We start from the raw sequence: 26,033 nt of genomic DNA, 5'->3' as shown, positions 1-26,033 counted from the left end.
GCTTTCTTAATAGGCCTTCGCGGCATTTCGGGCATGTCCCATCACGGCCAGAGACGCATTTTGTCGAGCCTGCATCATCTGGTTCAATGTGGTTTGCCGAAGCGAAGCGGCCGCTTCCGTATCGATGTAACCGGCACCAAACATGGCACTCCGTTGCCCGAGCCTTGACTCAGCCATTGTGGTCGCGTTCATAATCTCAGGGAGCATCTGCGCTGCCGTTACACCCAGCATCGTGGCAAATCCGCCAGGAACCAAAGACCACAAGGCGTTCTCCATCACAGACTTGCCAAGCGCAACCGGAAGGCTCTCACCGCTGGCCATGCCAACGGCTGTTCCGAGGCCAGTAAAGAGCGGAAAACTCGTGTTCTTCCATATCCGACTCAGTCTGCCGGCCGCATTTTTGGGGGTAACATCCGTCTCATAGGATGCGTTTGGGTTGCCGATATACTTTCCGGTGTATGCCACGGTCATCCTAAGTATCCTCCGTATCTCGTGTTATGCAATGCAAAGACCAAATCACCGGTCGATGTGAACTCAGGTTGTGCGTTTGGCCGAGCGCGCGGAACTGGAGCCTGATACCCAAGTTGATCGGCTCGTGATAAGGGCAATGACTCAATGTCCGGATTCACGGTGGCACGAGCGTACTCATCCATCGGCCGTTGATGATTGGTCAGCACTTCATAGGTCGCGACGCCTAGCCCCAGGACGCTGCCTCCAATGATCTTCGCTGGCTTGGTATACTCATAGCCGGAGAAGAAGTTATCAAAGTTCCGGACGCCCGTTTTCTTGATCGAGTGCTTGATTAACCACCGTGCTGCTCCTGACATGGATGGCATCTCTCGTCACTCCCATCGGATTAGATATACACATCAGACTGCCCATTTGGTCGAACAATCCGATAGCCAAGATAGCCAGCTCCAAGGGCAGTGCCTGCCAGCACGCTGACACGCCCAGAATCGAGATCTCTCATACGGAATGTGTAATTTCCACTTAGAGCTTTCACGCGAGCTTCATTGTTGAGAGTGCCATAGTAGAATGGCAATTGCTTTGATTGCAACCCTCTCACAACATCACGGTAAGTATCTTGGAGATAAGCCTTTGGACGGGTTGCAATCCCAGTGATTTTATTGAGCACCCCCGGCATTGCCATCATCCTCCTTCATGAATCTTGTTCCTCAAACCCAATGGGTTCGACGTCAATCACCTTGCCCTTAAACTTCGCATAAAAGGTTTGCTCCGCCTCTTTCTCGTTTTCTTCGAGGGACTGCATATCGTTTTTGACCCGCAAGAGTTCCGCCGCCCGCTCCGAAGCATCGAGAACGTGTGTGACCCTACTCCCCTGCTTGTCTTTTCGTGTGGAGTTCAAGAGTTGGAGCGTCTTGTGTTTCTGATTGAGGAGTTTCTCTTTGTAAGACACTACAGGATGAAGTTCTTGTCGGGTGAGGGCGTGACCTTCTTCGGTCATTCCAACGACTTGATCAATGATGAAGTCCGCGTCGATGGCCATCTTGTTATCACATCGAAGCAGCGAAATATCAATGTCCACCAATTCTTTGACCATGATGAGATCAACGGTGTTTTCTTCGTTGTCTGGGTCAATCCCAAGCTCTTTACAGTACCGATGAAACAAGTCTTCAATCGCGGCAATCTCAATCGGACACTTCTCTCCAAACGGCGCCATGTCCATTTCCAACAGGGGACAAGAATGCGCATAGGGACATGCCCGAGCCTTGCAGATGATCGGCACGGAAGCATACAGTCCATGTTTGGTTTGACGAAGTCGCCGCGCGACGTTGATGGCCTCAACGGCCTCCGGGTTTTGCGTCCACCCGACCGGGTCGAGGTTACGCGATGCTACCTGCAAACCCGCGGCAGTCTTGGGCCCAGTCCGCTTTCCCTCTGACATACAGCCCCTCCTTTTGGCACCATAATTAAGAGGGGATACGGCTTAACCCCTCTCGGCCAGTCGGTGCTAGGTAGGGTAGCGTATCCCTTTCGATTCCATTGTACACTGACACGGTAGACCCCATCGAACAAAGTCAATGAGCATATACGACAAAAGGCCCCATTACGGGGCCTTCACTTGCAGTTGCTTGAGGGCTTCCTGCTCTTTTTTCTCGATTAGCAGAGCTTTTTCCATCAATCGCCGGGCTTCATGAGAGTGGTCGCCCTTTTTGATCTTGCTGAAGTGTTCTCGCAGTAACGTATCTTCCTCGCGCAAGCGAACATGGATCTTGTCGACCATTCAGCCCATCACCTCAGTCCGCAAAGAGGTGCGCCACAACCTCTTGATAGACCTGATCGATGTCGTACCGTCCCGCCAATTCCATCGCGCCAAACATATAATACCCAACAGTGTTCCCAAATTGCGGGTTCGGAATAATGGTAAAGGGCTGGATCTTGCGGGCCGCAAACTCATTCGCCAGCGCTTCCTCAAACAGATGCGCGCCACCGCCCGTCAAGAGAATCTGATCGAGACGGGTCGCTTCGGGCCCCCATGCCTCAAAGACGTCCTTCGCGATGGTCGCCGCCACTTCCTGGACACAAGCATCGACTTCCGCAGTCACGTCATGATCCACACCATTGAACTGGACTTTCCTCTGGCGAACGGCGCGGTCCAAATCCTTGTCGGTCGGCTCATACCGCATACCATACTCGTTCCGGAACTTCGACATCAGTTCGACACGTAAGCGGCTATATACGAGATGGGCCGCCTCCGAGGAGCCGCAGGTCTTATCACTGGGCACCAAGAATCCATCCTGGAATAGGGCATAGTCCGTGGTGAAATGACCAATATCAATGATGCCGACAAACTCCTTGATGCTCGGATTGTAGGCCAACAGGGATCCGGTTTCTTTGTAGTCTGGTGTAAACGAAAATGTATTGTTGAGAATTGAGCCTTCCGGCTGGCGCAGGATCACACAGCCCACGAAATTGATCTTCTTGGTGATGTCCTTCCCACCCAGATGGAAGGTAATCTCGTAAGGCTCGCTGAGGAACTTCTCAAGATTCTCTTTGACCACACTGTCATAGTCACGATTGGGCAGACCCGTGACGACAAAGACATCATACTCGCCTTCCTCATCGGGAACACCAAGCGCAATGCCGGTCTTAAACAGGATACGGCTGATGGGGTCGTTGGCGCGGTCGCTCTCCTGCGTACGATTCGAGCGCCCTTCGGTCTTCGTATTTGCGTTCTCCCCGACGAAATAGGTGCCTTCGCTCGTGGTCACAATTAGCTTCTTGCGGTCGATGTGATTGAGGTTAAACAACCGGCTGGTGGACTGGACGCCTGGTGCCGCAGTGGCCGGCATCACAATGGAGGAATCACGTACGTTCGGTGCGCTCGACAACACCTTCACCACGCCGAATCCAATGTCCGGAGCCACCAGATACGGAACAGTCGTTGCCTTTGGCGTGGATGCGGCTTTTGCAGCAGTCTTTGACATAAGCCCCCTCCTCTTGCTCCTGTCTGACAATGTTGCACCTTGTATCCTCGTGTCTAACATCGTACCACGAGTAAATCTTTCTCCGCAACGGGATTTTTTGTCGAAATACGTAGACAGGACCAAGCGGATGTGCCGGATTCCACTTGGTCCTGTCTGTGTTGTATGCAAAGGGGATTGATCAGGGATTGATCAAGTATGACTATACGTATTGTAATGCATTTCAAAATCGACTGCAAGAGCCTTTTGGCCACATCATCACAATTTCAACAGCGCGTTCCAGGTTTGCGGTCCGATCTTCCCGTCCACCTGGAGGCCGTTGGCCTTCTGGAAACTCCGAGTCGCGCTATCGGTCTTGGGCCCGAACAATCCATCGACCGTGCCTACGCTTTGGTGATGGTACGCCAACAGATACTGGGCATCTGTGACCTGATCCCCTCGACTCCCAAGTGCCAAGAGCGGACGAGACGCCGGATGTGCCGACAGAAGATGGGACCAAGACTGTGGGCCGCAAATCCCATCGACGGCAATGCCGCAGGCTGCCTGGAAGGCTTTCAAGGCCGATTGTGTCTGCACTCCAAAGATACCATCCACGGCACCCGGATGCTGTCCAATCCGATACAGGAGCAGCTGAAGCTGGATCACGTCAGCCCCCTTGTCCCCCATGCGGAGAGTTGGCCGAGTGCTCGAGGGCGCTGTCACGACAGCTCGGGCCGGCGTCTGAACCTTGCCGACTAGACCACACCACGCTCTGAAATCTTCTACCGTGCCATCGAACACACTCAGGTCTACGGCGCCGCTGAAACCGGGAATCGAGGCTTTACTGGTGAATTGCCACATCTTCCACCGGTTATGTCCAGCGACATCCGGGGGCGCCAAGATGTTTCGATAGTCCGCAATCCAAAGGTCATACTTGGACATAGAATCGTCCAAATAGGCCTGAGCGAAGGCGGTATAGGTGTAGAGCATGCCATAGTCTCCAAAGTGGCCCTTCAGCCGTTCCATGAAGGTATGAACAAACTCCACAACGCCTTCCCGGGACAGCCCGCCATTGTCCTCAAGGTCGAGGACGGGTTTGATCTTTTCGTGGCCGCCGGCGGCTTCCAACGTCCGCGCGAACTCATCCGCTTCATCGTTGGCGGAGCTGGTCCTGGGTCGTGCAAAGCAATAGCCACCAACCGGCAAGCCGACATCCAAGGCCCCTTGCAGATTTCTCTGGAAGGTCGGGTCATGATAGGTTACGCCTTCCGTCACTTTGAAGATCGCACCTGCGATGTTCTGCTGGACAGCCGTTTTCCAATCAATCGTTCCATTGTTGTTTGAGGCGTCTACAATGTGTGCCATTTGATCATTGCGAGGCTGCATAGACGATCCCTCATTCTCCTTAGGATGCTGAATTTCACGGTTTCTGCGTCGTCAATGCCGATTCAAGTTCGGCCAGATGACAAAGACATGACCAAACACGTGCAACGTCAGCACAGACTCACCTCCTTTCAGGATCTCAGATCGTGATCTGATCCTGACCGGTGAAGTCATCTGCCTTGGCTCTGAGTTGCGTCAGTACCTTGGTCATGTTGGACTTGAGCGTGTTGATCCACGCATTGGCGAGCCGTTCTGGATCGACATCCGGAGGAATGGTCACGGTGCCGGCCACAGGCTCTGGTCCATTGATCGGCGGATTCGGGTCGGGCATGCCGTTGTAATGCACATACACCATCGTTCCATTCTGGAACGAAACGGTTAGAGGAAAGTTGGACTTGATGTACAGCCACCGGCTGGGCAGCCCCTCAACGAGGGCATTCTCGTCATCGTAGATGGGGCCGCCCACATTGACTTGAGGCTCCCCGAATTTCGCAAACAAGTCCAAATCCGTCTGGGCAAAGTTGTTTGTGGACGCCGTGACGATGTACGTGTTGTTTTGCAATGACTTATCAAACTGAAGATCCATTACTCCGATCTCACCCAGATGTGCTTGATCTCCGCGCTGAGGAAGTTGTCATGCTTTTCATGTTCCTCGTTGATCCAAGCCACGGCTTCTTCATAGGTGTCGAACTCGTCGCTAAAGATGCCTTCGGCCAGAACCGCATTCTCGAATCCCGCATCTTCTTCGCTCTGCACATACACAACTCCGATGAACTTCTCGACCAACATCATGCATCTCCTCCTTCTCGGAGTGTTGAATTCTCGTCGCGGTGAGCCTCGAGACGAGCGATCGCTTCTGCATATTGCTGCCTTTCAGCCTTCAGCCTCCAGATCTCTGCCAACGTGTCTTCTTCTTTCTTGCGAAGCCTTTGAAGGGTTAGCTCCAGCTCCTCAATTCGACGGCTGCACATCTTGACCTCAGTACGCAGAGCCTGAATCGCGTACTCCATCGATAGCCCCTCCTATACGTCGTAGTATGGATACCAAACCTCATGCACCTCGGCATGAGTGTATGGGTCTCTCAAACACAGGTCCGCTTCATGGTGGTACTCATAGATGTCCCGAATCGCTGCGGCTTCGTCCTCACGGATTGGGCCCCACAGCATAATCTGTCCATGTGCATAGAACACAGCTCGGAAACCCTTCTTCACTTTTGCCATGAAAAGATGCTCCCTTTGTGAAATTGGACGCTGTTTAGGAGTACAGCGTCCGAAACCCTGATAGAGGTGCGAGAAACACTGATTTGGTGGCTGCTGCAATCCTGGCGTCCGCTTCCCTTGCACGAACTAAGTCATCATTTTTAGACTCCACGTTATGAGAAAATCGACGGGCCTTGCAGCGACTTCGTTCCACATCGAGTGGAACCATCCTCCAGTGAGGAGGGTCTGGAGCCAGTGACAGGATTTGAACCCGTGACCCGCTACTTACAAGGCAGCTGCTCTCCCAACTGAGCTACACTGGCACGAAAGTGGCTGTGGGGGTGGGGATCGAACCCACGACCAATCGGTTAACAGCCGACCGCTCTACCGATGAGCTACCCCACAAGGCACGGTGGACGTTGTTTTCGGGCACAACGTCCAAAGCCTGAATGCCGTAAGCTAAAAGCAAACAGCTTGAATGGCGAGTGTCGACGAATGGGAGTGCGAACAAAGCGCGCTTTCTCTATCCATCGTATAAGGAATCCTGCCGGCAAACAATTCGGATGTCTTGGAACCCCATTCTGTTCCTCGCATCGGGAAATCACTCAGGATGATGTCATCGGTGCGTTTGAAGGATTACGAAGAGATCCTCCGTTTTTCTCTCGATTTCTTACAAAAACAAGTTCGTAGCCGAGTTCATTCAACGCTTCAGCTTCCAACCTGAGTACGTTCATGACCAGGTTCGGCTCGACCTCGTACCCCATCGCTCGAAGATGCGTTTCAATGTAATGCAACGCAAAGTCATCGAGGTACGACACATCAACATCGCGCGGTTCGTGTTGAATGTCTCCCATTCTACCTGTCCTCCCTGTTCATGAAATGGAAAGTGGCCTCTGCCCCGTGGGAGCTGGGACAAAGACCACTTTCGGAGGAGAGAGGCTATCATGACCACATGCAGAAGCAAGAGGGTCTGCTTAGGTGAAGCATAGCATGGCATGAAAAGCATTACAAAGCGGGTTCAAGATCGTTGTAGAACATCTGGAAGTGTTGATTGGCTTGGGCCACTAACGCCCTGAAGTTTTCGCCTTGTTCTGCGGGATATGGCACAAAATCGCGTTCAAACGACCCCATGATGACAAATGTCCTGTCGCCCACGCTTTGCTGAATGTAGTCCATAGGAATCCGAGAGTCATACCAACTGGCATCATCAAAGATGATTTCTTCATACAGGGACCACATGGCCGATCGGTCCCCAATTGGTGCGACACGAATTTGTTTGTCCGGTTGCCGCCCCATATCCAAGATAAAGATCGTATTTCCAGCGTGGGTTCGTTGGATCGCCGCGTTGATTCCCATCTCATCCAACTGTTCAGCCAATACCTGGGCTATATAGCGCACCGTTTCATACCGAGGACCGACGATGAGCGTATCGTATGGTGATAAGATCGCACGTCGTACCGCCGCCGTTGTCTTTCCGGTTCGACGTTCGGCCAACACCGTCACAATCGGCCCAGGCGCCGACAAAACCGGGTCCCAGTCAAAGGGACTGAGTGTGCGAGCATGACTTTCGGGAGCCGGTTCAACTCCCAGATTCACTTGCGTCAGATAAAGCTGCAATAATTCCATGGAGCATCCCCAAACTTTTGAATCTCGGCACGCGCTCTCCATCTTTCTCTACGAGGTCGTTCCACATCGAGAGCGGCCGGAACCACAGATCTCCGTTTTCGTCTACATACGCAACCATATCTTCTTGTGTCTCTGAGTGCTTGCCGACACCCACGACGGTATAAAGTCCGCCTTTAAAGTGCTGGAACAGTTCGCATGCCTGCGGGATGTTCTGCGTCACTTGGCCTCAAGCTCCTTGCTGATCTTTAGTGCCTGTAACAAGTGATGGTCGTGCTTTCGCAGGAGTTCATAATGGGTGAACATGTCGTTGTCGTCTTCCAATCGCCAGCTATAGAAGCGGACCATGAGTTCATGAAAGAACAGCTTCAGCCGTTTCATCCATCCCACTCCGTTCATCGACAACCTCCAGATTGGTCGCCTCATACCATGCCGATAATAGGTAATCGGTCCGTGACCACCGGACATAAAAACGTCTCCCTGACTTTGAGACCATCGTGATCTCTCCAACCCCATAATCATGTTTTCGATGTTTGACCTTCATCCCAACTTGGAGTCTCGGGACGGAACGAATGTCATACTCCAAGAAACCAGAGTCGTCATTGATCGCGCCTCCGGACACATATCCTTCCGCGCACTCCAATGAGTCAATCAGCTGTTCGAGTTTGTGGATCAAGGCGTATCGAACATCCGTCGGTCCATCTGCCTGCACCCGTACAAACACCGTCATTTGGTCAGTAGCTTGCATGTCCAACCCTCCTCAAATTTCGGACCGCATAATACGTGGTCGCAATCCGATACGGCTCCCACTTCACCAGCGCGCGCTGTCCATCCGGGGTGAGTTTCATCACTATGCCGACGCGCTTGGCATGGCGTCCATCTTCCACCCGATCCCCGACGCGAAGCGTCGGCTCAGTGGTACACGTCATCATCAACGAACTTCACCACCACATCGGGTTTGCTGTCCAGTGCGTACTGACAGAGTAGATCGTAAATGGTGATGTCCTCGATATGTTCTCGAAATCCCGGATGGACCGTGCGCAGATCGGCGTCAAACAGCGTCTGAATCCAAGCGTCCCTCATGTCAACCTCTCCCCTCACTATGCGTTCATGCGCTTCCCGGAGATTCCTGACGGTGATCCATGCCTACCCAGCGGTCGAGGTTAACTCCAAGTATTCCAGCTTCGCACCCTTGGGCAACACCAGCAACGGCTCACTGGTCATCTGTTTCCAGCGTTCACGAATCTGCTCTGCGATGTGATGTGCGGTTGCAACATCCTCAATATCGAGACTGAGCACATACAGACCTTGCACCTTTTGTACAGACTCTAGGTATTGCTCGACCAGTTCCATATCAATCGCCCCTGACTACTTCTCCATGACCGGAATCGGTCCGAGTTTGAACTGATCCCACGGCCCTTGCCCCGGCACATACACGTAGTACCCGCCACGCGCATGCAATTTGCGGAGCGTCAGTCCTTCCTGCTTGCCGAGTTTCACAATCTCCTCGGCATCCTTCTTCTTTTGAAACTTCATGAAGCCGGCCTCCCGAATGTAGTTCAAGATGATCTCGGCTTCATCTGGCAAGAATCTCATGATTATCCCCGCCCTATGTGTAATGCACTTCATGACCAGTATAACACGATAGATCTATGCCGCATAGACAATTCCATTGGTGAGGTCGACGAGGCTCAATTTTCCGCCGAATACCGAGCCGGTATCAATAAACAGTTGGTCAAAGACCTGAGTGACTTCTTTCACGGGCGTGTGGCCATGAACCACGAGTTTCCCCAATTGGCAAGGTCCCTGGTAGCGTCGCCAAAGCAGCGCCCACGGCGGTTGGGACTCCAGGGAAACACCCGGCAAGACGCCGGCATGCGCGAAGATGAATTGGTCGGTTTCGTGGTAGAGCTTGAGATTCGAGTCCATCCATCGGGCATGCCAATATAAATCGTCCATCTCATCTTCATAGGATTCGAGGGTCTCTCTCCCACCCTGCTCCAGCCATGAGCTTTCCTCGTCTATCTCCATCTCTCGCAGAGCGTAGCGGATCATCCAGTCGTCGTGATTGCCCTTTAGGGCCACGGCGCCTTTGGCCACCAGACTCATCACTTCTTCGATCACCTGTTTCGTCTGCGGACCGCGGTCACAATAGTCTCCACAGAGAATCAAAGTATCTTCCTTCGGGTCATACTTTGCGTCATAGAGAACCTGTTGGAACGGAATGTATTGTCCATGAATGTCGCTCATGGCAAGCACTCTTCCCATTGGAATTCTCCTCTCACGAGTTGTTTCAGTCGCTTATAGAGCTGGATGTTCACACGGACATCTCCGATCGCGGTGTGTGCATCCACGACACGGATCCCAAGCGCCTTCGCGGCGTCGTGCAACCCATCCGGAAAGTCCGCTGGGAGGATCTCGGCATCCTTCAGAAACCGAATCACCGAGGCTGTATCAAGCGTTCGATAGCTGAAGAAATTATCAAGGTCACAACTACCGTCCCGAAACAACTTCTGCAAGAACCTTCGGTCAAAATGGATGTTGTGCCCGGCCAGGGTCGGTTTCTCTTTCATCAGGTCCATTTCCCGTATCCAGGACAGGATTTGACTGACAGCTTCCGTTGGCGTGAAGCCGTACTTGTTGATGTCGCTAAGGCTGAGACCATTGATCCGCATGGCTTCTTCTGTCACGACATACTCCTCATGCTTGATAAAGAGGGTGAACGGTTCATGCTCGTTCTCTCCGTCATACAGTTGCATCGCAACTTGCAACAAGGAATGTTTGTCTGGATTCAGTCCTCCGGTTTCTGTGTCGATAAAGAGCAGCATGATCCCCTCTCCCCTCTGTAATGCCTTTCATCATTCCCATTATACGAAATTTCGCTATAGAGACCTACAGGTAGTATAAAAAAATTTTTGGCCAAGACGCCTCAGAACATAAAACGATACCTGACTGCGCGTGGCCACGGCCAGGGGTCATAGCCAGTCATATGGGCTTGTCCCCGGTGGGGTAATTCATAGAACACCTTTATTGTACACTGCACCGATTTCCTCTCTTCCCCTCTCCCTTTTTCTCTCCCTCCATAGTTTACAGGAAAAGGAAACGCCATATAGGGGCCACAAAATATAAAAAATTGCGCGGGGTGATAGGTTGAATTGTTGGCATGTGGGTGGCGGCGTTCGATGCCCCACCCCCTTTTCATGCCCAAAAACATCTGCAGGAGGGTGAACTTCATGTCGGAAAGCCTCGCAAGGATTCTCGTAGATGCACGTCGCCAAAACAAGTTTGTGCTGGTGAAGACGCTGGTGCCGTATGGACTACACTTGGAAAACTTCCGTGCCCTCGAAGACGAGGGCATTGTTCATGTTTGGCACACGAAGCAAGAGGGCTTTGCCGTGAACCTGACGCTGAAGGGATACAAGATGTATGCGCACTTGGCGTCCTGACCGAGTACAGCTCGGACTCACCTCTGATGAGGTGGGTCTCATGGTGTACTCGGTACACCAAAACCAATCTGCTGGCGAGCATGGTACGCAAGGAGGAATGTTGTCATGACGTTGCATGAGCTGTTGTTTGGTGGGTTTGGTCGTGTGGGTGCTGAGGCGAAGGACACAAAGACGTCGTTGGTGATTGATGCAGAGATTGTGAACGAAGAGAAGAAGGAGGAAGAGAAGATGGGCTTTGTGGACAAAGCAAAATGCTTCTTTAAGACGATTGGCGGCAAGGTGTGGGAGAAGATCCAGGCTGGAGCTCGGAAGTTGGAGGCGATGATTCGCAAGCACACCAGCCATGTGACCGTGGCGAGTGCTGCGGTTCTGGCGAGTTGGGGTTGCTCCACCATCACGGGTGCCTTGTTGACGGGATTTGCTGTGGTGTTCTTTGTCACCGCATTGATTTGGTTGATTAAGCGTTATCTATTAGGTCGCCAATTGACATTTGGCAATCTCTTAGATGGTCTTTCGTATGGCAGCTTGTGGTTTGCGGGTCTCGTGATCCTGGCGACGATGGGATTGTTCTGGCCCTTCTTCATCGCTTGGCAAGCTGTGGAGTTCATTGTGCTGACGCTGTTCGTCTGATTGGCTCAGACGAGCAGATGATCATGGGTTCTCTGGATCTGCAGTCCTGTGATGACGACAGGTGATTCAGAGGATGCCGTGGTCCGGTCGAATGCAGGAAGCGTGGCTGCATTCGATCCGTGAAACACCACACGCTCCCTGTGTGTGATGCTGTGTCTTTGTCCATAGCACACAGGGTACAAGGACAAAGACGCCATGCTTGTCGCACGATAGAAACCCTATCCAAGCATGGAGAGAATTCTTGATTCCCCGCCTTTTGTAGGGATGAGTTCGTCATTGTCCCTACATGAGGCTTTTTCTTTTTTCTCAAAAACGCTCGAAGGAGGAGTTCCCTATGTGGATTCGTCAAAGCTATGGTCAACGGATCGAGGACATGCTCATTTTGCACTTTGAGCAGGTCTTCGGACGCGACTTCCGCGTCTCCACGCAAGTGGAGGACCGACTCTATGGAGCCGATGGGTATCTCTATGGGGTTCCCGTCGACTTCACCACCGCCTTTGACAAGAAGGACCATACGTTCTTCTTGGGCCAAGTCGATGTGCTTGGCGTCTATAGTATCGCGGTTGGGGCAAGGTGGCGCAATCGCCATGAGGTGTTTCCGCAGCCCGTCATTGTGTTTGGCATTTCATTCTCCTTCAAAGGGCGATATGGCCTCCAACACACCTTGGTCAAACTCATCGACAAAGCCAGTGTGGAGTCTGCATTCGACCTCTACTGGGAATGGGTCGACAAATACGAGAACAAGGAGCTGGATCTGTGATGAATCATGAAGTGCCTTTCAATGCCTATCAATATCAGAATCTTATGAATTCCAAGGAGGAAATGTTCATGAACCACACCACCCTCATCAACAACCACATCCAGGAGGAGATCATCATGAAGAGCAGCAAGAAGCGTTATGGCATCACCGTCCTTCGCGCCGACGTCAATGCAATGGTTTGGGATGCAGAACTCAATGGCTATGTCTCCACGCTCAACTATGCGGATCCCCGCGTCTTGGTCGATGAGGATCCACGCTCAGGGTATCAGCGTCAGAATCAGAGCGCTTTGACGGACGCTCTGCTTCACAAGGTCGTCGAGGTCAATGGTGTGCGTGTGCTTCCGGTTCTATGCTATGTGAACCTGAACCTCAAGAACATGGAGCCGGAGAGCGAAGCGATGCGTGAACATGTCGTTCACAACGGCTTCTTCATCAAGGGTGGCAACAGGGTTCACAAGGCTGAGTATTTCATGGCCTCTCCATCTCAGGACCGCACGCTGCAAGGTGTGTTCCTGGTCGATCTGTCGGTGCCGAAAGTCTTTGAGGCAATCGGCATGGACTTCCGCGCCTTTGCCAAGAAGAAGGACGGCAAATGGGTGCTGGACATCACCAAGGGCATGAAGCGCTTTGGCTTGGCGTCCACCAACACCATCCCGAGCCGGGCGATTACGTTTGGCACGGAGATTGTGGAGCATGCCAATGGTGAGTATTCCATCGTCGGCGGCAAGTTTACCATGCGTGTGGCGCGTCAGGCCCATGCCATTGTGAAGACCGGAAAGTTCAAGGCCTTCAACATGGAGACCAAGCAGTTCGAGGTCTTTGATGCCGCGAAGTTCCCGCAGAAGTTTGCGGTGGGTGATGGCCTGGTGTTCTGCAATGCTCGGGTCTGGAAGACGCTCTGCAAGGAATTTGATGTCCGCAGCTCGGCGTTCCAGATTCGCATTACTCCCTTCACCAAGGGTCTGATGGTCTATGTCCCAGGCCTTGAGAAGTATTTCGAGGAAGACATTGTGGCGATGGAGGGCGCTGTCAAGGGCGATTATCGCAATATCGACCTGATGAAGCATACCATCACCCTGCGCATTGCCTTGTTCAACAAGCAGGCGCGTAACTGCAAGAAGTTCACGCTGCTTCCGTATCAGTTCATGCACATCATGAGCATGGGCGCGGAGACGGCGAAGAAGATTGTCACACGGCATCTGGATCGTCTGGTCGACATGCTGCATGATCCCGAGTTGATCTCTGAGTATGTCGGACTTCCGTCTCAAGAGGAGATCCTGAGCCTGGAGGACGAAGAAGCCGAAGAGGTGCTGAACAAGACACTGGTATCGACCTTCACCCACTTCTTGTTTGCAGCGCCTTTCACCCTGAAAGACTTGCAGATGAAGAAGTACGCTCGGGACATCCTGATGAACATCGCGGACATGTGGACCAAGGGCATGATTCCGGTCGAAGGTCACTATCGCTGGATGGTGCAAGATCCGTATGCGATTCTGGAAGCGCACCGGCTCTGCCCAGAAGGCGAAGTCATCGTGCCGGAACACATCGGTCTGCGTCCGAACACCGTCTTCATGGTGTCCGACGACAGCCGCAGCATTGAGACTCGGGAAGTGGCGCTTATGCGTAATCCCGCGATTGCCAAGGGTGAAGCCGCTCTGGTTAAATGCGTGGCGCCGCAGAACTATGTGCGTGCCGCGGCCAAGGGTGGCTTTGAGAACCTGTGTGTCATGAGTGTCCATGACTTTGCCACTGTTCAGCAGGGTGGCGCCGATAATGATGGTGATACCACTCTGGCGACGACACAGGCGGAGATCGTCGAGGTTCTGAAGAAGAAGTCCTATCCCGCCATCCTCGATAAATCCTTCCGCCGTCTGGAGGATGGCAACTATGAGTGGGTCGAAGGTTGCCCGTGGGCGATGGATTGGGGCGAAGCTCAGGCCATTGCCTTTGATGACGTGGAGCAGGATGGTTGGACACTCAAGTTCGAGGATACGTTGTATGGTCATGAACTGATTCAGGCCATTCATGACATGTCCAAGGCTTGGGTGGTTCGCAAGCTCGTGCCGAATAAGATCGGCCAGCTGACGAACTATGCGACTCGTTTGGCCGATGCCGTCCGCCGCCTTGGCTATATGGTGGCGATGGGCGTCGGCAATAAGGAAGACCTGCTGGCGGAGATCGAGCGGTATGAACGTTGGATCGAACTCCTGCGTCTGTGCCAAGGTTGGGAGATTGACCGTCCGAAGCATGGTGGCGCGTATGAAGAGCATCTGAAGGATGAGCTGTCCTTCATCGGCAATCCACCTGAGTTTGTCTCGGTGTGGAACGAGAAACTCGGTCGTCGCGTCTGGTTCAATCCAGACTGGATGGCCGCTCGTCGTGGTCGTGAAGGGCGCTTCACTGGAAGTGTGTTGTCTCAGGTCCGCAAGCATGTTCAGGACTATCTCGAGGCCAACATCCTCGATGTGGTCGAGTCCATGAACAAGGAGGACATGAGCTGTAACATCCTTGGTGAACTCAGCTCCTGCATCGTCATGGATCCCGCGCGCTTCGAGGCGTTGAAGAAGCATATCGCGCCGATCAAGCGGGAATATGGCTATGCGATCTCCCAGGCGTTCGAGTATTCCGAGAAGCAACTCGAGAACCTGCTGGCTGCGGTCGATGGAGACGATAAATCGCCGCTCTATGTGACCGGCAAGAATCGCATCGAGGAAGAACGCAAGAACAAGATCGGTGCCATCGTCGAGAAGGCTCAACGAGCCATCGCCGCTCTCGAAGCTGGTTTTGCTCCTGAAGAGATTGGCTATGTCGCCTATCACATGACCTATGCCGAATCCAAGAGTGAAGCCCATGCCTTCCCGTGGGTGGCGGCCAAGCGTCAACTGTTGGCGGCTTGCATGGTCGTCTCTGGTACCAAGACACCGAACACCATTGAGGCAGTCGCGCCAAGCCACTTCAACGTCTCCATGAGTGTGTTGCGTGGCATCTCTGGTGAGAAAGTCGAAGCCGCCCTCAAGAATGGTGGCATCATCGGCATCCGCTATGAAGAAGAGAAACTCACCGGCAACCTTGTAGCCTTTGTCTATTTCAATGGTCTCAAGGTTGGCCGTCTCTATGCCTCTGCCTATCCCTTCTTCAGCGGACACAAGGCCTTTGTGGCCGACGTCGAGGAAGCCGAGTTCAATGGCAAGCATACTGTGAAGTTTGCCATTGTGGGCTTCTGTGTCTACGAGTAAGCATCACGCAGACCGGGATGGGGGCTGGAACGATGCAGCCCCTGTCCCAACCCTCCGGGATGCGGATGTACGCATGTCTCTCCCCTACCCCACATGCACACTCCCATCCTCCCCTCTCTGCTTCTCTCTCTGTGCCCCATGTCCATGACTCGATGCAAGCCGATACATCATCAACTTGTGGTAATCCGGCATTATCGTGTGCAGGTCCTTGGCGGTGCCTCGTGCGGGGTTTGGCAGGGTCTTTTTGGTGTTTCAAGCCCACACAAAAAGGGGCTTTTCGAGGTTTCAAGTGCATATCTCGAAATGGTCTTTTGGTTGTTTCAAGAGCATATTACACGAGGGTCTTTTCGGTGTTTCAAGGACATATCTCACAAGTTTCTTTTCAGTCATACAAGGTTCATCTAATGGTCATCCATGTGTCATGTGTATGGTGTTTCATGTCCCCTACGGGATGTTCAAAGTGGTGGTAAGTTAGGGTATACTGTGTTTCTGGTTGTGTAATGCCCTTCAAGCCTATCGGCTGATTTAGGAGAGCGATTTGTGATGAATGTGCTGTGACTTGTTCATGAAGCTCGGAAAGGAGTGTTGTTTATGCAGAATTCAGTGACTTTGTACTGGTATGATAAAGAGTTACGTGCATGGGTGACAAGTGATGGAAACAGCCTGCATTATCGTCGGTATTGTGAACGGCATGGATATGAACCAGAGGATGAGGGTGTGATTACGGACTATATTGCAGAGTACATTGGGTGTTAGGGCGGCTTCATCTTCCCCGCCGTCCTTTCCTTACCCAAGAATCCTGTCGGCTCATCTTGGAGAATGGATGCGCCACCTTGGGGGTTATATGATGGAGTTGATCAAAGCATACAGTGGTCGATTGAATCCACAGTCCGTGCTCATTCGTGGTATCGAAGTATGTGTTGGCGACGTAGTATCTCTTCGCTATCGTGGCACCGACTATGATGGACGTGTAGTGTGGCTTTCAGAGGAACAAGTCGCCATTGAGACCAGGAGTGGCTCTTGGATTACGATGTCGATCCGGAGCATTGAGTATATTGAAGTGCATATGGGGTGGTGATATGGAACTAGTTCGTGAATACATAAGGGACAAGAGCTTTGTCCTAAATGGTTGCTATGTTCAGCGTGGTGAGACCGTGGGTGTGGTGTACTTTGATTTATCCCCGCACGGTATTAAACAGCGTGTGTTTCGGGGCAAGCTAGTGGAGTTTGATGAGGAGGATATATGGCTGGAGGGTAAAGATACGGCAAGGAGGATTCCGATAAGGCTTTTGGTGTCTGTGAGTAAGGTGATGACGTGTGGAACTAGTCAGTGAGTATCTTCAACGGGATGGGTGTATCCTGTGTGACCGGTACTTTAGGGTTGGAGACATGGTTCGTGTAGCGTACATAGAAGTGTTTCGGGGTTTATCCAAGGTGAACGTATGCCGGGGTGAGTTGGTGGACTATGATGATCAAACGATTCATGTGAGGAATAAGTATCATTGCATGTATGCCCTTCCCCGCGCCCTTCTTCTCTCGATAGAGAAGCTGGATAAGCCTTGGTGATGTAATGCCCTTCGGGATTTGTGAAGGAGAAATGTGTATGGAGTTGGTTCAAGAGTATCTTGAATGCAGGCGCACCTTTGAGGTTGGAGATATGGTTCGTGTTGAGTATATAGACGGCTATATCAGGGATGCGAAGGTCAAAGTGTTAAAGGGGAAGTTGCTCTCGTATAACCAAGAGCTTTTTGAGATTGAGGTTCAGAAAGAGCGTCCTTGGATATATGGCATTCCCCGCGACCTCGTTTTAAGGTGGCCCTATTTGTCAAGACAGATTTTCAAAAAAATTAAGGGGTGAATATTTTCACAAAGTCTTTTGTTTTGTTTATCTTACCCCCATTCTCGGATTCCATAATTGGAATATGATGGATAGTGAGACTGTCCACTGGTGGCGGACATAGCCCAAGCGAAGCGCGGGAGCCCGCCTTGTATTCAGGCTTACCTGTGGATAACCAGATCGGGCAGTTGCACGTTTCCCCAGTAGATCGATGCCGGCGTATGATTGTTCAAGGATTGATGAGGCCGGTAATGATTGTAGAGTTCGATGTACCGGGTAATGCCTTTTCGAGCTTCTCGCGGATTGGCGTAATCGTGAAGATAGACTTCCTCGTATTTGAGACTGCGCCAAAACCGTTCGGTGAAAATGTTGTCCACAGCCCGTCCTTTCCCATCCATGCTGATGCGGATTTGTTCGGCTTTCAACAGTTCGATGTACTGTGGACTGGTAAAATGGCTGCCCTGATCGCTGTTCCATATTTCAGGCTTGTTCACAGCCAAAGCGGTTTTCACCGTTTCCAGGACGAAATCGATCTCCAGGCTCTGATCCAGCTGCCAGGCGACGACATACCGGGAATACCAATCCAGGACGGCGACCAGATACATCCAGCCGCGCTGCAATCGGATGTAAGTCAGATCAATGCCCCACACCTGATTCGGTCGGACGATGTCCAGACCGCGGAGCAAATACGGATAAATGCGATGTTGCAAATGACGCTTGCTGAGATTGGGACCGGGATAGATGGCGGATATTCCCATCTCCTGCATATAACGCTGAATCGTGCTGCGGTGAACACGGAAGCCTTCATCCCGTCTGAGAATCGCAGTGATGCGCCTTGAACCGAACATCGGGTATTGGGTATAGATCCGATCGATGGCATGTTTGATGGCCACTTCTTCCGGCGACGGCGGTCTTGGCTGGTAATACAAACTGGATCGATTGAGACTGAGAAGCTCTGCTTGTTGACTGAGCGGCAGTTCGGTACAATCCCAATCCAGCAATGCCAAACGCTCTTGTCTAGTCAATCGGGAGGCCAGATTTTTTTTTGAGCCATGCGTTCTGTGTCGTAAGTTTTCCCACCTCCGCATAGAGTTGGTTGATTTTCTGTTCGTATTCGTTTTTCATTTTCGTAATGCCCTTGCGATCATCGACAAAAAGTTGCGCCAGATTTTGAACGACATCATTTTTCCACCGCTGAAGGACATTGGGGTGAATCCCATGCTCGGAAGCCAGCTCGGAAATCGATTTTTCTTCTCGCAAAATTTCCAGTACAACCTTGGCCTTGAATTCCGGAGGATGGTTCCTTCGTATCGCTGACATACAACTTAACACATCCTTTTTTCGTGTCTAAATTCTTAAGGCCATTATATTTTGTGGATCGAGAGACTTTAGTCTTCAGGATAGGAGGTGGCATTGTGGAGGAACTGGAGAGGCATCTGGCCCGGTGTTGCCGCGCGCACTTGGTGACCTACCTCGGGTACAAGCGGAAAGACGTGATGAACCTGTCTCCTACGGAGTTATTCAAGTTAGTATATCCTGACATGATGGAGCATTTTCGAGATGGTACCGCGGTGTTATATGGGAATGGATCTGTGGCTTTTGCCTTCGCCCTCCGCCTTGGGTGGGTTAGTGAGGATGGTCGGTTGTTGATTGATTAGGGGTGATGGTTACGGAGTTGATTCAGCCCTATCTGGCAGAGGCTCTCCCGCCCGATTTTATAGAGATTAGCGGGTGTCGATTACGACAAGGAGATCGGATCGTATTTGTTCATTATGGTCGGCGGTATCGAGGAGATTTGTTTTGGTTCTCAAGGCGGGAGATCGGGATTCGGGTGGAGGACAATACACGTATGTATTTCCCTCTTGATGAAATCCGTTTTGTGTGGGCCTATCCCCGCCGTCCATGAGGTGCATTTCATGGAGCTATTGCGGTCGTATATCGATACTACCCTCTTTCTTTCTGAGGTGAAACGCATGCTATTTCAGGTTCAAGCGAAGGGTAACGATGAGTTTGTGGTTCTTGGTGATGTGATCACGTCCCAGGACGAAGCGCGAGAGTATTTGATGCAGTCTGTGCTTCGCAATTGGCCGTTTAAGTTCTCGGTTCGCAGCACTGATGAACACGATTTGTACGCGATATTCAGTCTCCGTTTTTCGCACATGGATGACGATGTGTATGTGTATCGGTCTTTGTTCGGAGACTTCCGCTTCACGTTGAATGACGACGGAATCACGATCCGCGGCGTCAATCTGGCGTTCCCTTGTGGAGGCGAATGTGTTGAAGCTATTGGTCGTTGACTGGGACTACTTCTTCATGGATCCCCGGTGTAGCACAGGCCGGCGAGAGACCAAGGAGTTCATGGTGGACTATTGGGAGAAGCGCAAACCTGAGTTGATGGAGTGGTTTGGGAGACTCCCAGATACTCTGGATATGGAGATTGGGTTTTGGGATCGGTTTACGTTCTCTCCCGCCGCCTCCGGCTACTATGCAGACAGCAACCGGTATGCCTATCGCGAAGATTGGGTGGATCTTGTCGATGAGATTTGGCTCTTTGACGCCCATCATGATGGCGGCTATCAAGGGGATGTGTGGGAGGCCTGCTTCCGCGGATTCTTCAACTGTGATGATTGGCTCATTGGTTATCCACTGGCCAAAGTCCATATGCGATACCCAAAGTGGAGAGAAGTGATTCCAGAGAATAAAGAGCCTGCCGTGAAGATGGATCGGCAGTATGACGATGGATTGAAGGTCCCTGTGGTCTTTGACCGGGTGTTTGTATGCCGCTCATCCCCTTGGACGCCTCCTTGGTTGGATGCACGGTTTGATGCGTTTGTCTCCGCCTGCCCCGTTCCTTTGGTGTGTGTAGAGCCACTCATGAATCGACAGTGTGTGGAGGTGCCATCGTGAAGATCAGGGATTGGATTGACCGGATCCATCCGATATGTCCTCTTGGATAGCCTGCTCTTGATCCTCAGTGGTTTTCGGGGTGAACCAGGTAGGGTCCATCGTCTTGATGAACTCAGGCAGATTGCCAAGATCGGGTTGTAAGGAGAGTTTTTCGTTACTATAAATCACTCGGACAATGGCGAATCTATAGCATGTTTCTTGTCGCGCTCGTTCCTGGTCGTATACAATGTACGATGAGTGGGGATTTCCATTTTGGGAGGGGTTTGGGTGAGCCGCCACGGGCCTGGTTATTATGGTTTTCGGCATTATGTGGTTCGTCGAGCGATGCGCGCGAGTCGTCAGCGCAAGATTCAACGGGAGAAGGAGCGCCTTCGGGATCGGCGACAAAATGGCATGCATCTCACAAATATGACTGCTCCGGAGATGATTGCTGTAGCCATTATCACGATGTTCTTTTTCGTCTTTCGCCACAATGAGTATAAGAATGCACCGCCGAGTGTTAAGGCATTAGGTTGGGTTTGTGTCATGGTCTTCTTCATCTGTCTGGGCATCGTGATTGGATTCGCTGTGTGGGCCTCTCACTCGGGAGGCAGCAGCTCGGCCCCATCGTACTCGTATGACTCTTCTATTTCCGGCGGTGCCGTATGGGATGACAACCCGTGAGCAGTTCATTATCTCCTTCCCTATATGCGGCTTCGGCCGCTCTTTTTTATGCCTATCGGCATTTTTGGTGAATAGTTTTCCGTCTTAGTAGTAACAGAGGAGATGATGAGATCGTGTTGAATCGTGTTGTCTTGATTGGTCGTCTGACCGCCGATCCTGAATTGCGTTACACGAACAGCGGGACGGCTGTCGCGTCTTTCACACTGGCCGTCGACCGTCCCCGCACGAATCAAAACGGAGAGACGGAGACGGACTTCATCCCGATCGTTGTGTGGTCCAAGATGGCCGAGAATTGCGCTCAGTACCTGCGTAAAGGCCGTCTAGCCGCCGTCGATGGCCGGATCCAGGTGCGTAGCTATGAGAATCGAGAGGGCCAGCGTGTGCGTGTCACAGAGGTCATTGCTGAGAATGTGCGGTTCCTGGACCGCGCAGAGACTTCGAATCCTACAGATTCATCGAATCAGCCAGTGGCATCGGGAGCGCAGTCATATCCGCCCTTTGGTTTCGTACCCAACAACACTTGGGGTTAATCCATCTTAGATTGCATGGCTTCATGGGGAAGGGGGTTTGCAAATGAGTCGTAGAAAGAGAACGTACCGTTTCTTTGGATTTCGTCACTTTGGTTGGTGCTCTGGCGTATTGCTTGTGCTCCCCTACCCTATTCTTTGTTATATCCGCATGTATGCAGTGCATTTCAAAGGGATGATTTGATGTCGGCGCGGTTCCAGGATCCTGAGCTGTTTGATGACGACGAGCGGGTACGTATCCTTCAAGAATTGTTTTCGGACCCGCCCGTCACATCGGAGGACTATACCGAGGACGATTTGCCTTTCTGAACGGATGGGATTCATGTATACTTGTGATGCTTTATTCTATTCTTGTACTTTTGGTCTTATTTGCTAGTTGTAGTCCTCTCCCCCTTCCTGAATCGAGAGGGTTCTTTTCCGTTGCCTTTGACCATGAGAACAAGCAATTTCAGTCCGCCCAATGCGAATTGGCTACGAGGTGGTGTTTCGTGCGGGGCTTAGAACTCCTAGACATGGTTCGGTCTGGTGTCCATCCTATCGTGCGTTTCAAGGAAGGCATCGAGCAGTTTGACATCTACTTCGAGGAGGGAATGCTGGCGCGTGTCATCGAGGCCAGTGAAGCTCTGGGCATCGAAGACTCCGTCTATGTGGTGTTTAGCTTCAAAGAGTTTGTAGAGTACAACAAGAGCCTTGAGAAGCCTGTGTACTTCGATCGGAATAAAAATCCGACCCTTCGGTGCAGTGAAACACCCTACTATCCCGAATCCTATGAGGATAGCTTGTATCTCTCATACTCGGAGGAGAATGATCATCTGTTTGAAGTCCTGAAGGACGATTCGATGCGTCTCTTTGACGAGTTCTTGGAGTCTCGGGGTTCATCGAAAGGCACCCCGCCTATGTCCTATGTGCAATGGCTAGAAAAACAGCTAATTTCGGCTCGGCAGGGTACTGAGAATTGAACTTATCGTTTTGACCTTGAAACATAATGCGGGGCCTTTGGTCCCGCATTCTTGATCTTAACCAAAGGAGGCGTTTTCTTGCGTCGTGTAAACATTTGGACCGATGGAGCCTGTAAAGGCAATCCTGGTCCGGGAGGATGGGCATTCGTCATTGAGGATGAAGTTACGGGTAAGACATTGGAGAAGTGCGGTGCGGAGAAAGAGACCACGAATAACCGTATGGAACTGCGTGCGGTGATCGAGAGTCTAAAATCGCTCCGCAAGCCATGTCAGGTCACGCTGTATTCCGATTCTGAATACGTCTGTTCTGCCTTCAACCGCGGCTGGCTGGCCAGTTGGCGCAAGCATGGCTGGAGAACCGCCAGCAAGAAGCCTGTAGCCAATGCCGAGTGCTGGCAAGAACTTGTGTCCCTCGTCGAAGATGGCGGGCATGATGTGAGCTTTGTTTGGGTCAAAGGCCACGCGGGAAATCAATACAATGAACGCTGCGATGAACTGGCTAACCAGGCGGTTTCTCGCTTGTTAGAATCGGAAATGGTGTGACGATGGACCAATTATGTACGCGTGTTTTTGGGAGAAAGCCGGACCCACCTTTCCAATTGGAGGTGACTGTATTGACTGTGACTGGTACTTGTGATGGTTCTAGCAGGTCCGGCTATCTCTTAAATGTATTCAGCTGAACCCCATTTGCAAGGGCGGCCCGGCGGTGCGCGCGGCGGATATTCTGAGTTCATTCAGCGACATGTTGAGAATGAAGCCTCCATCCTTCCTGTCAGCCCACCCCAATGTATAGCCCAATGCCTCCGCCCTGGAAAAGGGCATACGATGGCCCCGGCCTGGAGGTTTCATGCGTTTGTGCTTCATGGTCCTCGGGTTCTCATGGTCTCATCTCCTGCTTTTGGCTTGGATCGGGTGTTCCTCAAGGTCACTGGGGTTTTGGGGGATGACGTTCTTTTTCTCTTTGAACTCGGGTTTCATGGAACTCACGGTTCGTCATCTCCCTCCCTGTTCGAAGCCTCTCTATAAACCATTAAGACCGGTCAAACCTATGGAAAATGAACCCTAGATATTTCCTTCTTAAAAAGTTCACATGATGTTCGTATTTTCACCCCGGTTTGTTCGCTTTTTAGTTGTCAGTTCTTGGTTGCTCCTCCCCGACTCTTGACCCCTCTTGGAGTTGAAATGCATGACCAGTGAATTTGAACGCATCTTGCAGGAGGCCCTTCGGGAATCCGAGGAATCGACGCCAGCCTTGCCCCCTCCCCTACCCTTGGTTCCCACCATGCTCGTTGTGATCCCGATTCCTTCTCAGCCACTTTGTCCCCTGCCTTCTTCCGTCTGTCAGGCCTATGTGTCGCCTCTGCGGGAGGTCAAAGGTTCGTATGTCAATGTCCGGCTTTAAGAATCCGCTTATCAGCGGATTTTGGGGAATGTCACTAAGGAGGGTCGCATATGGTCAAGCGGTTCTTCATTCGCAAGCAAACCAATGGCTTCTGCGTAGTCGCCGTTCTTTCGAATAACCAGGAACTCATCGTGGAATCTGGAGCTTTACCCTATGTGAAAGCGAGGTTTCTGTACTATGTCAAAGACCGCACTCAGCTTGAATCGCGGGTACGCGAGGTACTTGCCGCAGACGCGTCGGATTCCACTGTCCACACCGCGTAAGGAGCGCCGCTACTCGGGTCTGGCGCTCTCCCTTGCCCTGTTCGTAGGGTTCGTCCTCGTATTTGCGTGGGCGTGGCTTCGTCCCCCAGTGTCGGCCAGCCACGTTACCTGGACGACGGTGACGGTTCAGCCCGGCGATACCCTCTATGGTCTCATTTCAGCACATAATCACAACGCGGACTTGAACTATCTCATCTATCTCACCGAGAAGCATCAACATATCCCCTCGGTCCTACATCCTGGACAGCAGCTAGAGATTCCCGTGGTGAAGGGATCCGGGAGGTGACATCTGTTGAACCTTCGGGATCTCGCGCTTGTTCTGGTCTATGCCAAGCAACGGAACCATTGGGTTTCCTTGAGCCTTTTGGCCAAGTATGGCCTAACTCTCCCACAGGTGATGCTACTTGAGGATCGAGGATACGTCATAACGATGCGAACGAGCTCGGAATTGCTGATTAAGGCCACCCGCACTGGGTATCGGTATTACAATGACGTTCTATCTCAGAACCAAGACGAAATTCGTAGGTCAAACACGACCTCTCACAGACCTCAGAAGGAGCGTGACCCTCAATGAACACTAAGTTTACTCTCAAAGGACTTCACATTGACCTCCCTCGCGTTTCCGTCCTCAGCCAGAATCCGTCCACCGTCAAGATTGATGAGTTGACGATTGAGGTATCCGACCTTCAGATGAAGGAGTATGCAAGCGCTGTGGTGGATGTCATGCAGGGCTTTGGCCAGCTCTATCGTGTCATCTTTCTCGACGAAGAGTCACACGCGGGCAGCTATCCTCCCCCACCAAATCCCTTCCCTACTTCACCGATTCGCTGAGCATATTTTTTCATAGAATCTTTTTCATTGGTATCCCATAATCATGATTCTCTTATCCAATGAATCTTTTTATCATTCATCCATAAAAAAGAGGGGCGCGTTTCTGCCCCTCCCCTATTCTTTTCCGAAGAGCCGCTTCCACAGTGGTCTCTTTTGTAGTCGAATGATCTCTTGGTACAGCTCCTTGTTCTCTTTGATCTTGTTCAGCAGAAAGTCTGTGTCCTCTGCCCTCTGGCGTTGATACTCGTCCCAGAACTTGCGTCTCTCCTCCTCCATTTCCTCTCTCACCGTCTCTACCGCCTTTTCCGCCGCAGCGTTGACCATCGCATTCATGAGCTGCTGGAATCCCTCGTGTTCCAAGATGGCCTTCGCGGTGGCCGGCGTGAAATCCGGTCTTGGCTGATACTCCGTGAGTTCCGGATGCAACTCTACACTCCGACACTCAAACCGATTCTTCACCATCATGGCCAAGTCAACCGTTGTGGTCTTCCGGCCATACAGATCCTTTTGTTGCTTGATAAACTCGAAGATCTCCAGATCTTGTTTTGTGAATATTCGTTCTTTCCGATGATTTCTTTGGAGCATATGTACCCCGAGTTCCTCCAGTTTGTCTGCCCAACCTCGAAGAGTTGGCGCAGGCACCTTGAGAATCTCGGCTGCGTCACCCAACGTGACATATTCAAGCTCTGGCCACTCTACCATATAGCTATCTCACCTTTCATGGCCTGCCCTCTTTCCTCCGTTGTACCCCACCTTTCGAGCCATGTCAAAGGCTCTGGAATAGCTCGTATCCATCTCGCTCATCTTGCAATCTCATCGATATGATTTGTTCCAGACCCTTTGCCAGAACCCGCCCGTCGCGAAATGTCACCACCTCCCCTTCGACATATATCCCGCCCGCCATCACATCTCATAGCTAGGTTTCGATAGTTTTTCCCAGAC

General features: G+C 51.8%; 38 protein-coding genes and 2 tRNA genes. 14 read left to right on the top strand and 26 right to left on the bottom strand.

Annotated features, from left to right (window positions below):
• Positions 1-6: 6 nt before the first annotated feature.
• From ASH01S_RS04420 to ASH01S_RS04325, 23 genes are all read right to left on the bottom strand, one after another.
• Positions 7-471 (bottom strand): hypothetical protein, encoded by a 465-nt coding sequence (locus tag ASH01S_RS04420; RefSeq protein WP_067924111.1) that lies wholly within the window; start codon positions 469-471, stop codon positions 7-9.
• Entirely contained in the window at positions 468-827 is a 360-nt protein-coding gene (locus tag ASH01S_RS04415) for a hypothetical protein (protein WP_157066991.1), read from the bottom strand. Before ASH01S_RS04415 ends, ASH01S_RS04420 begins: the two co-directional genes overlap by 4 nt.
• A gap of 29 nt (positions 828-856) precedes the next feature.
• Positions 857-1,144, bottom strand: coding sequence for a hypothetical protein (locus ASH01S_RS04410; RefSeq protein WP_067924106.1), 288 nt, complete (start codon positions 1,142-1,144; stop codon positions 857-859).
• A gap of 15 nt (positions 1,145-1,159) precedes the next feature.
• A complete protein-coding gene (locus tag ASH01S_RS04405) occupies positions 1,160-1,906 on the bottom strand; it encodes a hypothetical protein (protein ID WP_067924104.1) in 747 nt (248 codons plus the stop codon).
• A gap of 162 nt (positions 1,907-2,068) precedes the next feature.
• A complete protein-coding gene (locus ASH01S_RS18795; RefSeq protein ID WP_169794182.1) occupies positions 2,069-2,245 on the bottom strand; it encodes a hypothetical protein in 177 nt (58 codons plus the stop codon).
• A gap of 13 nt (positions 2,246-2,258) precedes the next feature.
• The gene (locus tag ASH01S_RS04400; protein WP_067924101.1) at positions 2,259-3,449 is read right to left on the bottom strand and encodes a ParM/StbA family protein; all 1,191 of its coding nucleotides are present in this window, start codon (positions 3,447-3,449) and stop codon (positions 2,259-2,261) included.
• A 255-nt stretch (positions 3,450-3,704) separates the two neighbouring features.
• Positions 3,705-4,811 carry a GH25 family lysozyme gene (locus ASH01S_RS04395; RefSeq protein ID WP_067924098.1) on the bottom strand — a complete coding sequence of 369 codons (1,107 nt, stop codon included), beginning with the start codon at positions 4,809-4,811 and terminating at the stop codon, positions 3,705-3,707.
• Positions 4,812-4,947: 136 nt separating this feature from the next.
• Positions 4,948-5,394 (bottom strand): hypothetical protein, encoded by a 447-nt coding sequence (locus tag ASH01S_RS04390; protein WP_067924095.1) that lies wholly within the window; start codon positions 5,392-5,394, stop codon positions 4,948-4,950.
• Positions 5,394-5,600, bottom strand: coding sequence for a hypothetical protein (locus ASH01S_RS04385; RefSeq protein ID WP_157066989.1), 207 nt, complete (start codon positions 5,598-5,600; stop codon positions 5,394-5,396). The genes ASH01S_RS04390 and ASH01S_RS04385 overlap by 1 nt, the downstream gene beginning before the upstream one ends.
• A complete protein-coding gene (locus ASH01S_RS04380) occupies positions 5,597-5,818 on the bottom strand; it encodes a hypothetical protein (RefSeq protein WP_067924089.1) in 222 nt (73 codons plus the stop codon). The genes ASH01S_RS04385 and ASH01S_RS04380 overlap by 4 nt, the downstream gene beginning before the upstream one ends.
• 12 nt (positions 5,819-5,830) lie before the next feature.
• Positions 5,831-6,028, bottom strand: coding sequence for a hypothetical protein (locus tag ASH01S_RS04375; RefSeq protein WP_067924086.1), 198 nt, complete (start codon positions 6,026-6,028; stop codon positions 5,831-5,833).
• Between the two features lie 226 nt (positions 6,029-6,254).
• A tRNA-Thr gene (locus tag ASH01S_RS04370) sits at positions 6,255-6,330 on the bottom strand.
• Between the two features lie 7 nt (positions 6,331-6,337).
• Positions 6,338-6,412, bottom strand: a tRNA-Asn gene (locus tag ASH01S_RS04365).
• 200 nt (positions 6,413-6,612) lie between these two features.
• Positions 6,613-6,861 carry a hypothetical protein gene (locus ASH01S_RS04360; protein WP_067924076.1) on the bottom strand — a complete coding sequence of 83 codons (249 nt, stop codon included), beginning with the start codon at positions 6,859-6,861 and terminating at the stop codon, positions 6,613-6,615.
• Between the two features lie 151 nt (positions 6,862-7,012).
• Positions 7,013-7,633 carry a hypothetical protein gene (locus ASH01S_RS04355; RefSeq protein WP_157066988.1) on the bottom strand — a complete coding sequence of 207 codons (621 nt, stop codon included), beginning with the start codon at positions 7,631-7,633 and terminating at the stop codon, positions 7,013-7,015.
• A complete protein-coding gene (locus ASH01S_RS04350) occupies positions 7,587-7,853 on the bottom strand; it encodes a DUF1653 domain-containing protein (protein WP_067924072.1) in 267 nt (88 codons plus the stop codon). The genes ASH01S_RS04355 and ASH01S_RS04350 overlap by 47 nt, the downstream gene beginning before the upstream one ends.
• Complete coding sequence (locus ASH01S_RS18375) at positions 7,850-8,029, bottom strand: hypothetical protein (RefSeq protein ID WP_157066987.1); 180 nt, start codon at positions 8,027-8,029, stop codon at positions 7,850-7,852. Before ASH01S_RS18375 ends, ASH01S_RS04350 begins: the two co-directional genes overlap by 4 nt.
• Before the next feature lie 335 nt (positions 8,030-8,364).
• On the bottom strand, positions 8,365-8,562 hold the full coding sequence (locus tag ASH01S_RS18370) for a hypothetical protein (protein ID WP_157066986.1): 198 nt from the start codon (positions 8,560-8,562) through the stop codon (positions 8,365-8,367).
• Positions 8,543-8,713, bottom strand: coding sequence for a hypothetical protein (locus tag ASH01S_RS18365; RefSeq protein WP_157066985.1), 171 nt, complete (start codon positions 8,711-8,713; stop codon positions 8,543-8,545). The genes ASH01S_RS18370 and ASH01S_RS18365 overlap by 20 nt, the downstream gene beginning before the upstream one ends.
• Before the next feature lie 63 nt (positions 8,714-8,776).
• The gene (locus tag ASH01S_RS04340; protein ID WP_067924070.1) at positions 8,777-8,983 is read right to left on the bottom strand and encodes a hypothetical protein; all 207 of its coding nucleotides are present in this window, start codon (positions 8,981-8,983) and stop codon (positions 8,777-8,779) included.
• 15 nt (positions 8,984-8,998) lie between these two features.
• Positions 8,999-9,226, bottom strand: a complete 228-nt coding sequence (locus ASH01S_RS04335; protein ID WP_067924069.1) for a hypothetical protein — start codon at positions 9,224-9,226, stop codon at positions 8,999-9,001.
• Between the two features lie 54 nt (positions 9,227-9,280).
• Positions 9,281-9,898: a metallophosphoesterase gene (locus tag ASH01S_RS04330; protein ID WP_083516812.1), complete on the bottom strand. Its 618-nt coding sequence runs from the start codon at positions 9,896-9,898 to the stop codon at positions 9,281-9,283.
• On the bottom strand, positions 9,877-10,458 hold the full coding sequence (locus ASH01S_RS04325; protein WP_067924064.1) for a 3'-5' exonuclease: 582 nt from the start codon (positions 10,456-10,458) through the stop codon (positions 9,877-9,879). The genes ASH01S_RS04330 and ASH01S_RS04325 overlap by 22 nt, the downstream gene beginning before the upstream one ends.
• 405 nt (positions 10,459-10,863) lie before the next feature.
• Between ASH01S_RS04325 and ASH01S_RS04320 the strand changes: the two genes are divergently transcribed.
• The 6 genes from ASH01S_RS04320 (at position 10,864) to ASH01S_RS04285 (ending at position 17,560) form a co-directional block, all read left to right on the top strand.
• Positions 10,864-11,076, top strand: a complete 213-nt coding sequence (locus ASH01S_RS04320) for a hypothetical protein (RefSeq protein ID WP_067924062.1) — start codon at positions 10,864-10,866, stop codon at positions 11,074-11,076.
• Between the two features lie 105 nt (positions 11,077-11,181).
• Positions 11,182-11,706 (top strand): hypothetical protein, encoded by a 525-nt coding sequence (locus tag ASH01S_RS04315; protein ID WP_067924058.1) that lies wholly within the window; start codon positions 11,182-11,184, stop codon positions 11,704-11,706.
• A gap of 334 nt (positions 11,707-12,040) precedes the next feature.
• On the top strand, positions 12,041-12,466 hold the full coding sequence (locus ASH01S_RS04310; RefSeq protein ID WP_067924055.1) for a hypothetical protein: 426 nt from the start codon (positions 12,041-12,043) through the stop codon (positions 12,464-12,466).
• The gene (locus ASH01S_RS04305; RefSeq protein WP_067924051.1) at positions 12,466-15,702 is read left to right on the top strand and encodes an RNA dependent RNA polymerase; all 3,237 of its coding nucleotides are present in this window, start codon (positions 12,466-12,468) and stop codon (positions 15,700-15,702) included. Before ASH01S_RS04310 ends, ASH01S_RS04305 begins: the two co-directional genes overlap by 1 nt.
• Before the next feature lie 1,079 nt (positions 15,703-16,781).
• Positions 16,782-17,036 (top strand): hypothetical protein, encoded by a 255-nt coding sequence (locus ASH01S_RS04295; RefSeq protein WP_067924044.1) that lies wholly within the window; start codon positions 16,782-16,784, stop codon positions 17,034-17,036.
• A 269-nt stretch (positions 17,037-17,305) separates the two neighbouring features.
• Entirely contained in the window at positions 17,306-17,560 is a 255-nt protein-coding gene (locus ASH01S_RS04285) for a hypothetical protein (RefSeq protein ID WP_067924038.1), read from the top strand.
• 140 nt (positions 17,561-17,700) lie between these two features.
• Here the strand turns inward: ASH01S_RS04285 and ASH01S_RS04280 are convergent, their stop codons facing one another.
• Both ASH01S_RS04280 and ASH01S_RS19635 read right to left on the bottom strand, forming a co-directional pair.
• Positions 17,701-18,540 carry an IS3 family transposase gene (locus tag ASH01S_RS04280; protein ID WP_027092657.1) on the bottom strand — a complete coding sequence of 280 codons (840 nt, stop codon included), beginning with the start codon at positions 18,538-18,540 and terminating at the stop codon, positions 17,701-17,703.
• Between the two features lie 16 nt (positions 18,541-18,556).
• Positions 18,557-18,859, bottom strand: a complete 303-nt coding sequence (locus ASH01S_RS19635) for a transposase (RefSeq protein ID WP_027092656.1) — start codon at positions 18,857-18,859, stop codon at positions 18,557-18,559.
• Positions 18,860-19,455: 596 nt separating this feature from the next.
• On the opposite strand from ASH01S_RS19635, the gene ASH01S_RS04265 reads away from it, so the two are divergent.
• The 8 genes from ASH01S_RS04265 (at position 19,456) to ASH01S_RS04215 (ending at position 25,091) form a co-directional block, all read left to right on the top strand.
• Complete coding sequence (locus ASH01S_RS04265) at positions 19,456-19,836, top strand: hypothetical protein (protein WP_067924033.1); 381 nt, start codon at positions 19,456-19,458, stop codon at positions 19,834-19,836.
• Positions 19,817-20,446: a hypothetical protein gene (locus tag ASH01S_RS04260; protein WP_083516810.1), complete on the top strand. Its 630-nt coding sequence runs from the start codon at positions 19,817-19,819 to the stop codon at positions 20,444-20,446. Before ASH01S_RS04265 ends, ASH01S_RS04260 begins: the two co-directional genes overlap by 20 nt.
• 267 nt (positions 20,447-20,713) lie before the next feature.
• A complete protein-coding gene (locus ASH01S_RS04255; RefSeq protein WP_067924030.1) occupies positions 20,714-21,109 on the top strand; it encodes a hypothetical protein in 396 nt (131 codons plus the stop codon).
• 113 nt (positions 21,110-21,222) lie between these two features.
• Positions 21,223-21,639, top strand: a complete 417-nt coding sequence (locus tag ASH01S_RS04250; protein ID WP_067924026.1) for a single-stranded DNA-binding protein — start codon at positions 21,223-21,225, stop codon at positions 21,637-21,639.
• 485 nt (positions 21,640-22,124) lie between these two features.
• Positions 22,125-22,595: a hypothetical protein gene (locus tag ASH01S_RS04245; protein ID WP_067924023.1), complete on the top strand. Its 471-nt coding sequence runs from the start codon at positions 22,125-22,127 to the stop codon at positions 22,593-22,595.
• Between the two features lie 78 nt (positions 22,596-22,673).
• Complete coding sequence (gene rnhA, locus ASH01S_RS04240; RefSeq protein ID WP_067924020.1) at positions 22,674-23,138, top strand: ribonuclease HI; 465 nt, start codon at positions 22,674-22,676, stop codon at positions 23,136-23,138.
• A gap of 909 nt (positions 23,139-24,047) precedes the next feature.
• On the top strand, positions 24,048-24,260 hold the full coding sequence (locus ASH01S_RS04225; RefSeq protein WP_067924011.1) for a hypothetical protein: 213 nt from the start codon (positions 24,048-24,050) through the stop codon (positions 24,258-24,260).
• Positions 24,261-24,830: 570 nt separating this feature from the next.
• On the top strand, positions 24,831-25,091 hold the full coding sequence (locus tag ASH01S_RS04215) for a hypothetical protein (RefSeq protein WP_067924002.1): 261 nt from the start codon (positions 24,831-24,833) through the stop codon (positions 25,089-25,091).
• Between the two features lie 114 nt (positions 25,092-25,205).
• Here ASH01S_RS04215 and ASH01S_RS04210 read toward each other — a convergent pair whose 3' ends face one another.
• On the bottom strand, positions 25,206-25,793 hold the full coding sequence (locus ASH01S_RS04210; RefSeq protein WP_067923998.1) for a MerR family transcriptional regulator: 588 nt from the start codon (positions 25,791-25,793) through the stop codon (positions 25,206-25,208).
• Positions 25,794-26,033: the final 240 nt, after the last annotated feature.

Origin of the sequence: Alicyclobacillus shizuokensis NBRC 103103 (assembly GCF_001552255.1) — a bacterium.
GTDB classification, from domain to species: Bacteria; Bacillota; Bacilli; order Alicyclobacillales; family Alicyclobacillaceae; genus Alicyclobacillus_G; species Alicyclobacillus_G shizuokensis.
The sequence above is the reverse complement of the archived record's forward strand: the minus strand, read 5'-3'. Positions and strand labels throughout refer to the sequence as shown.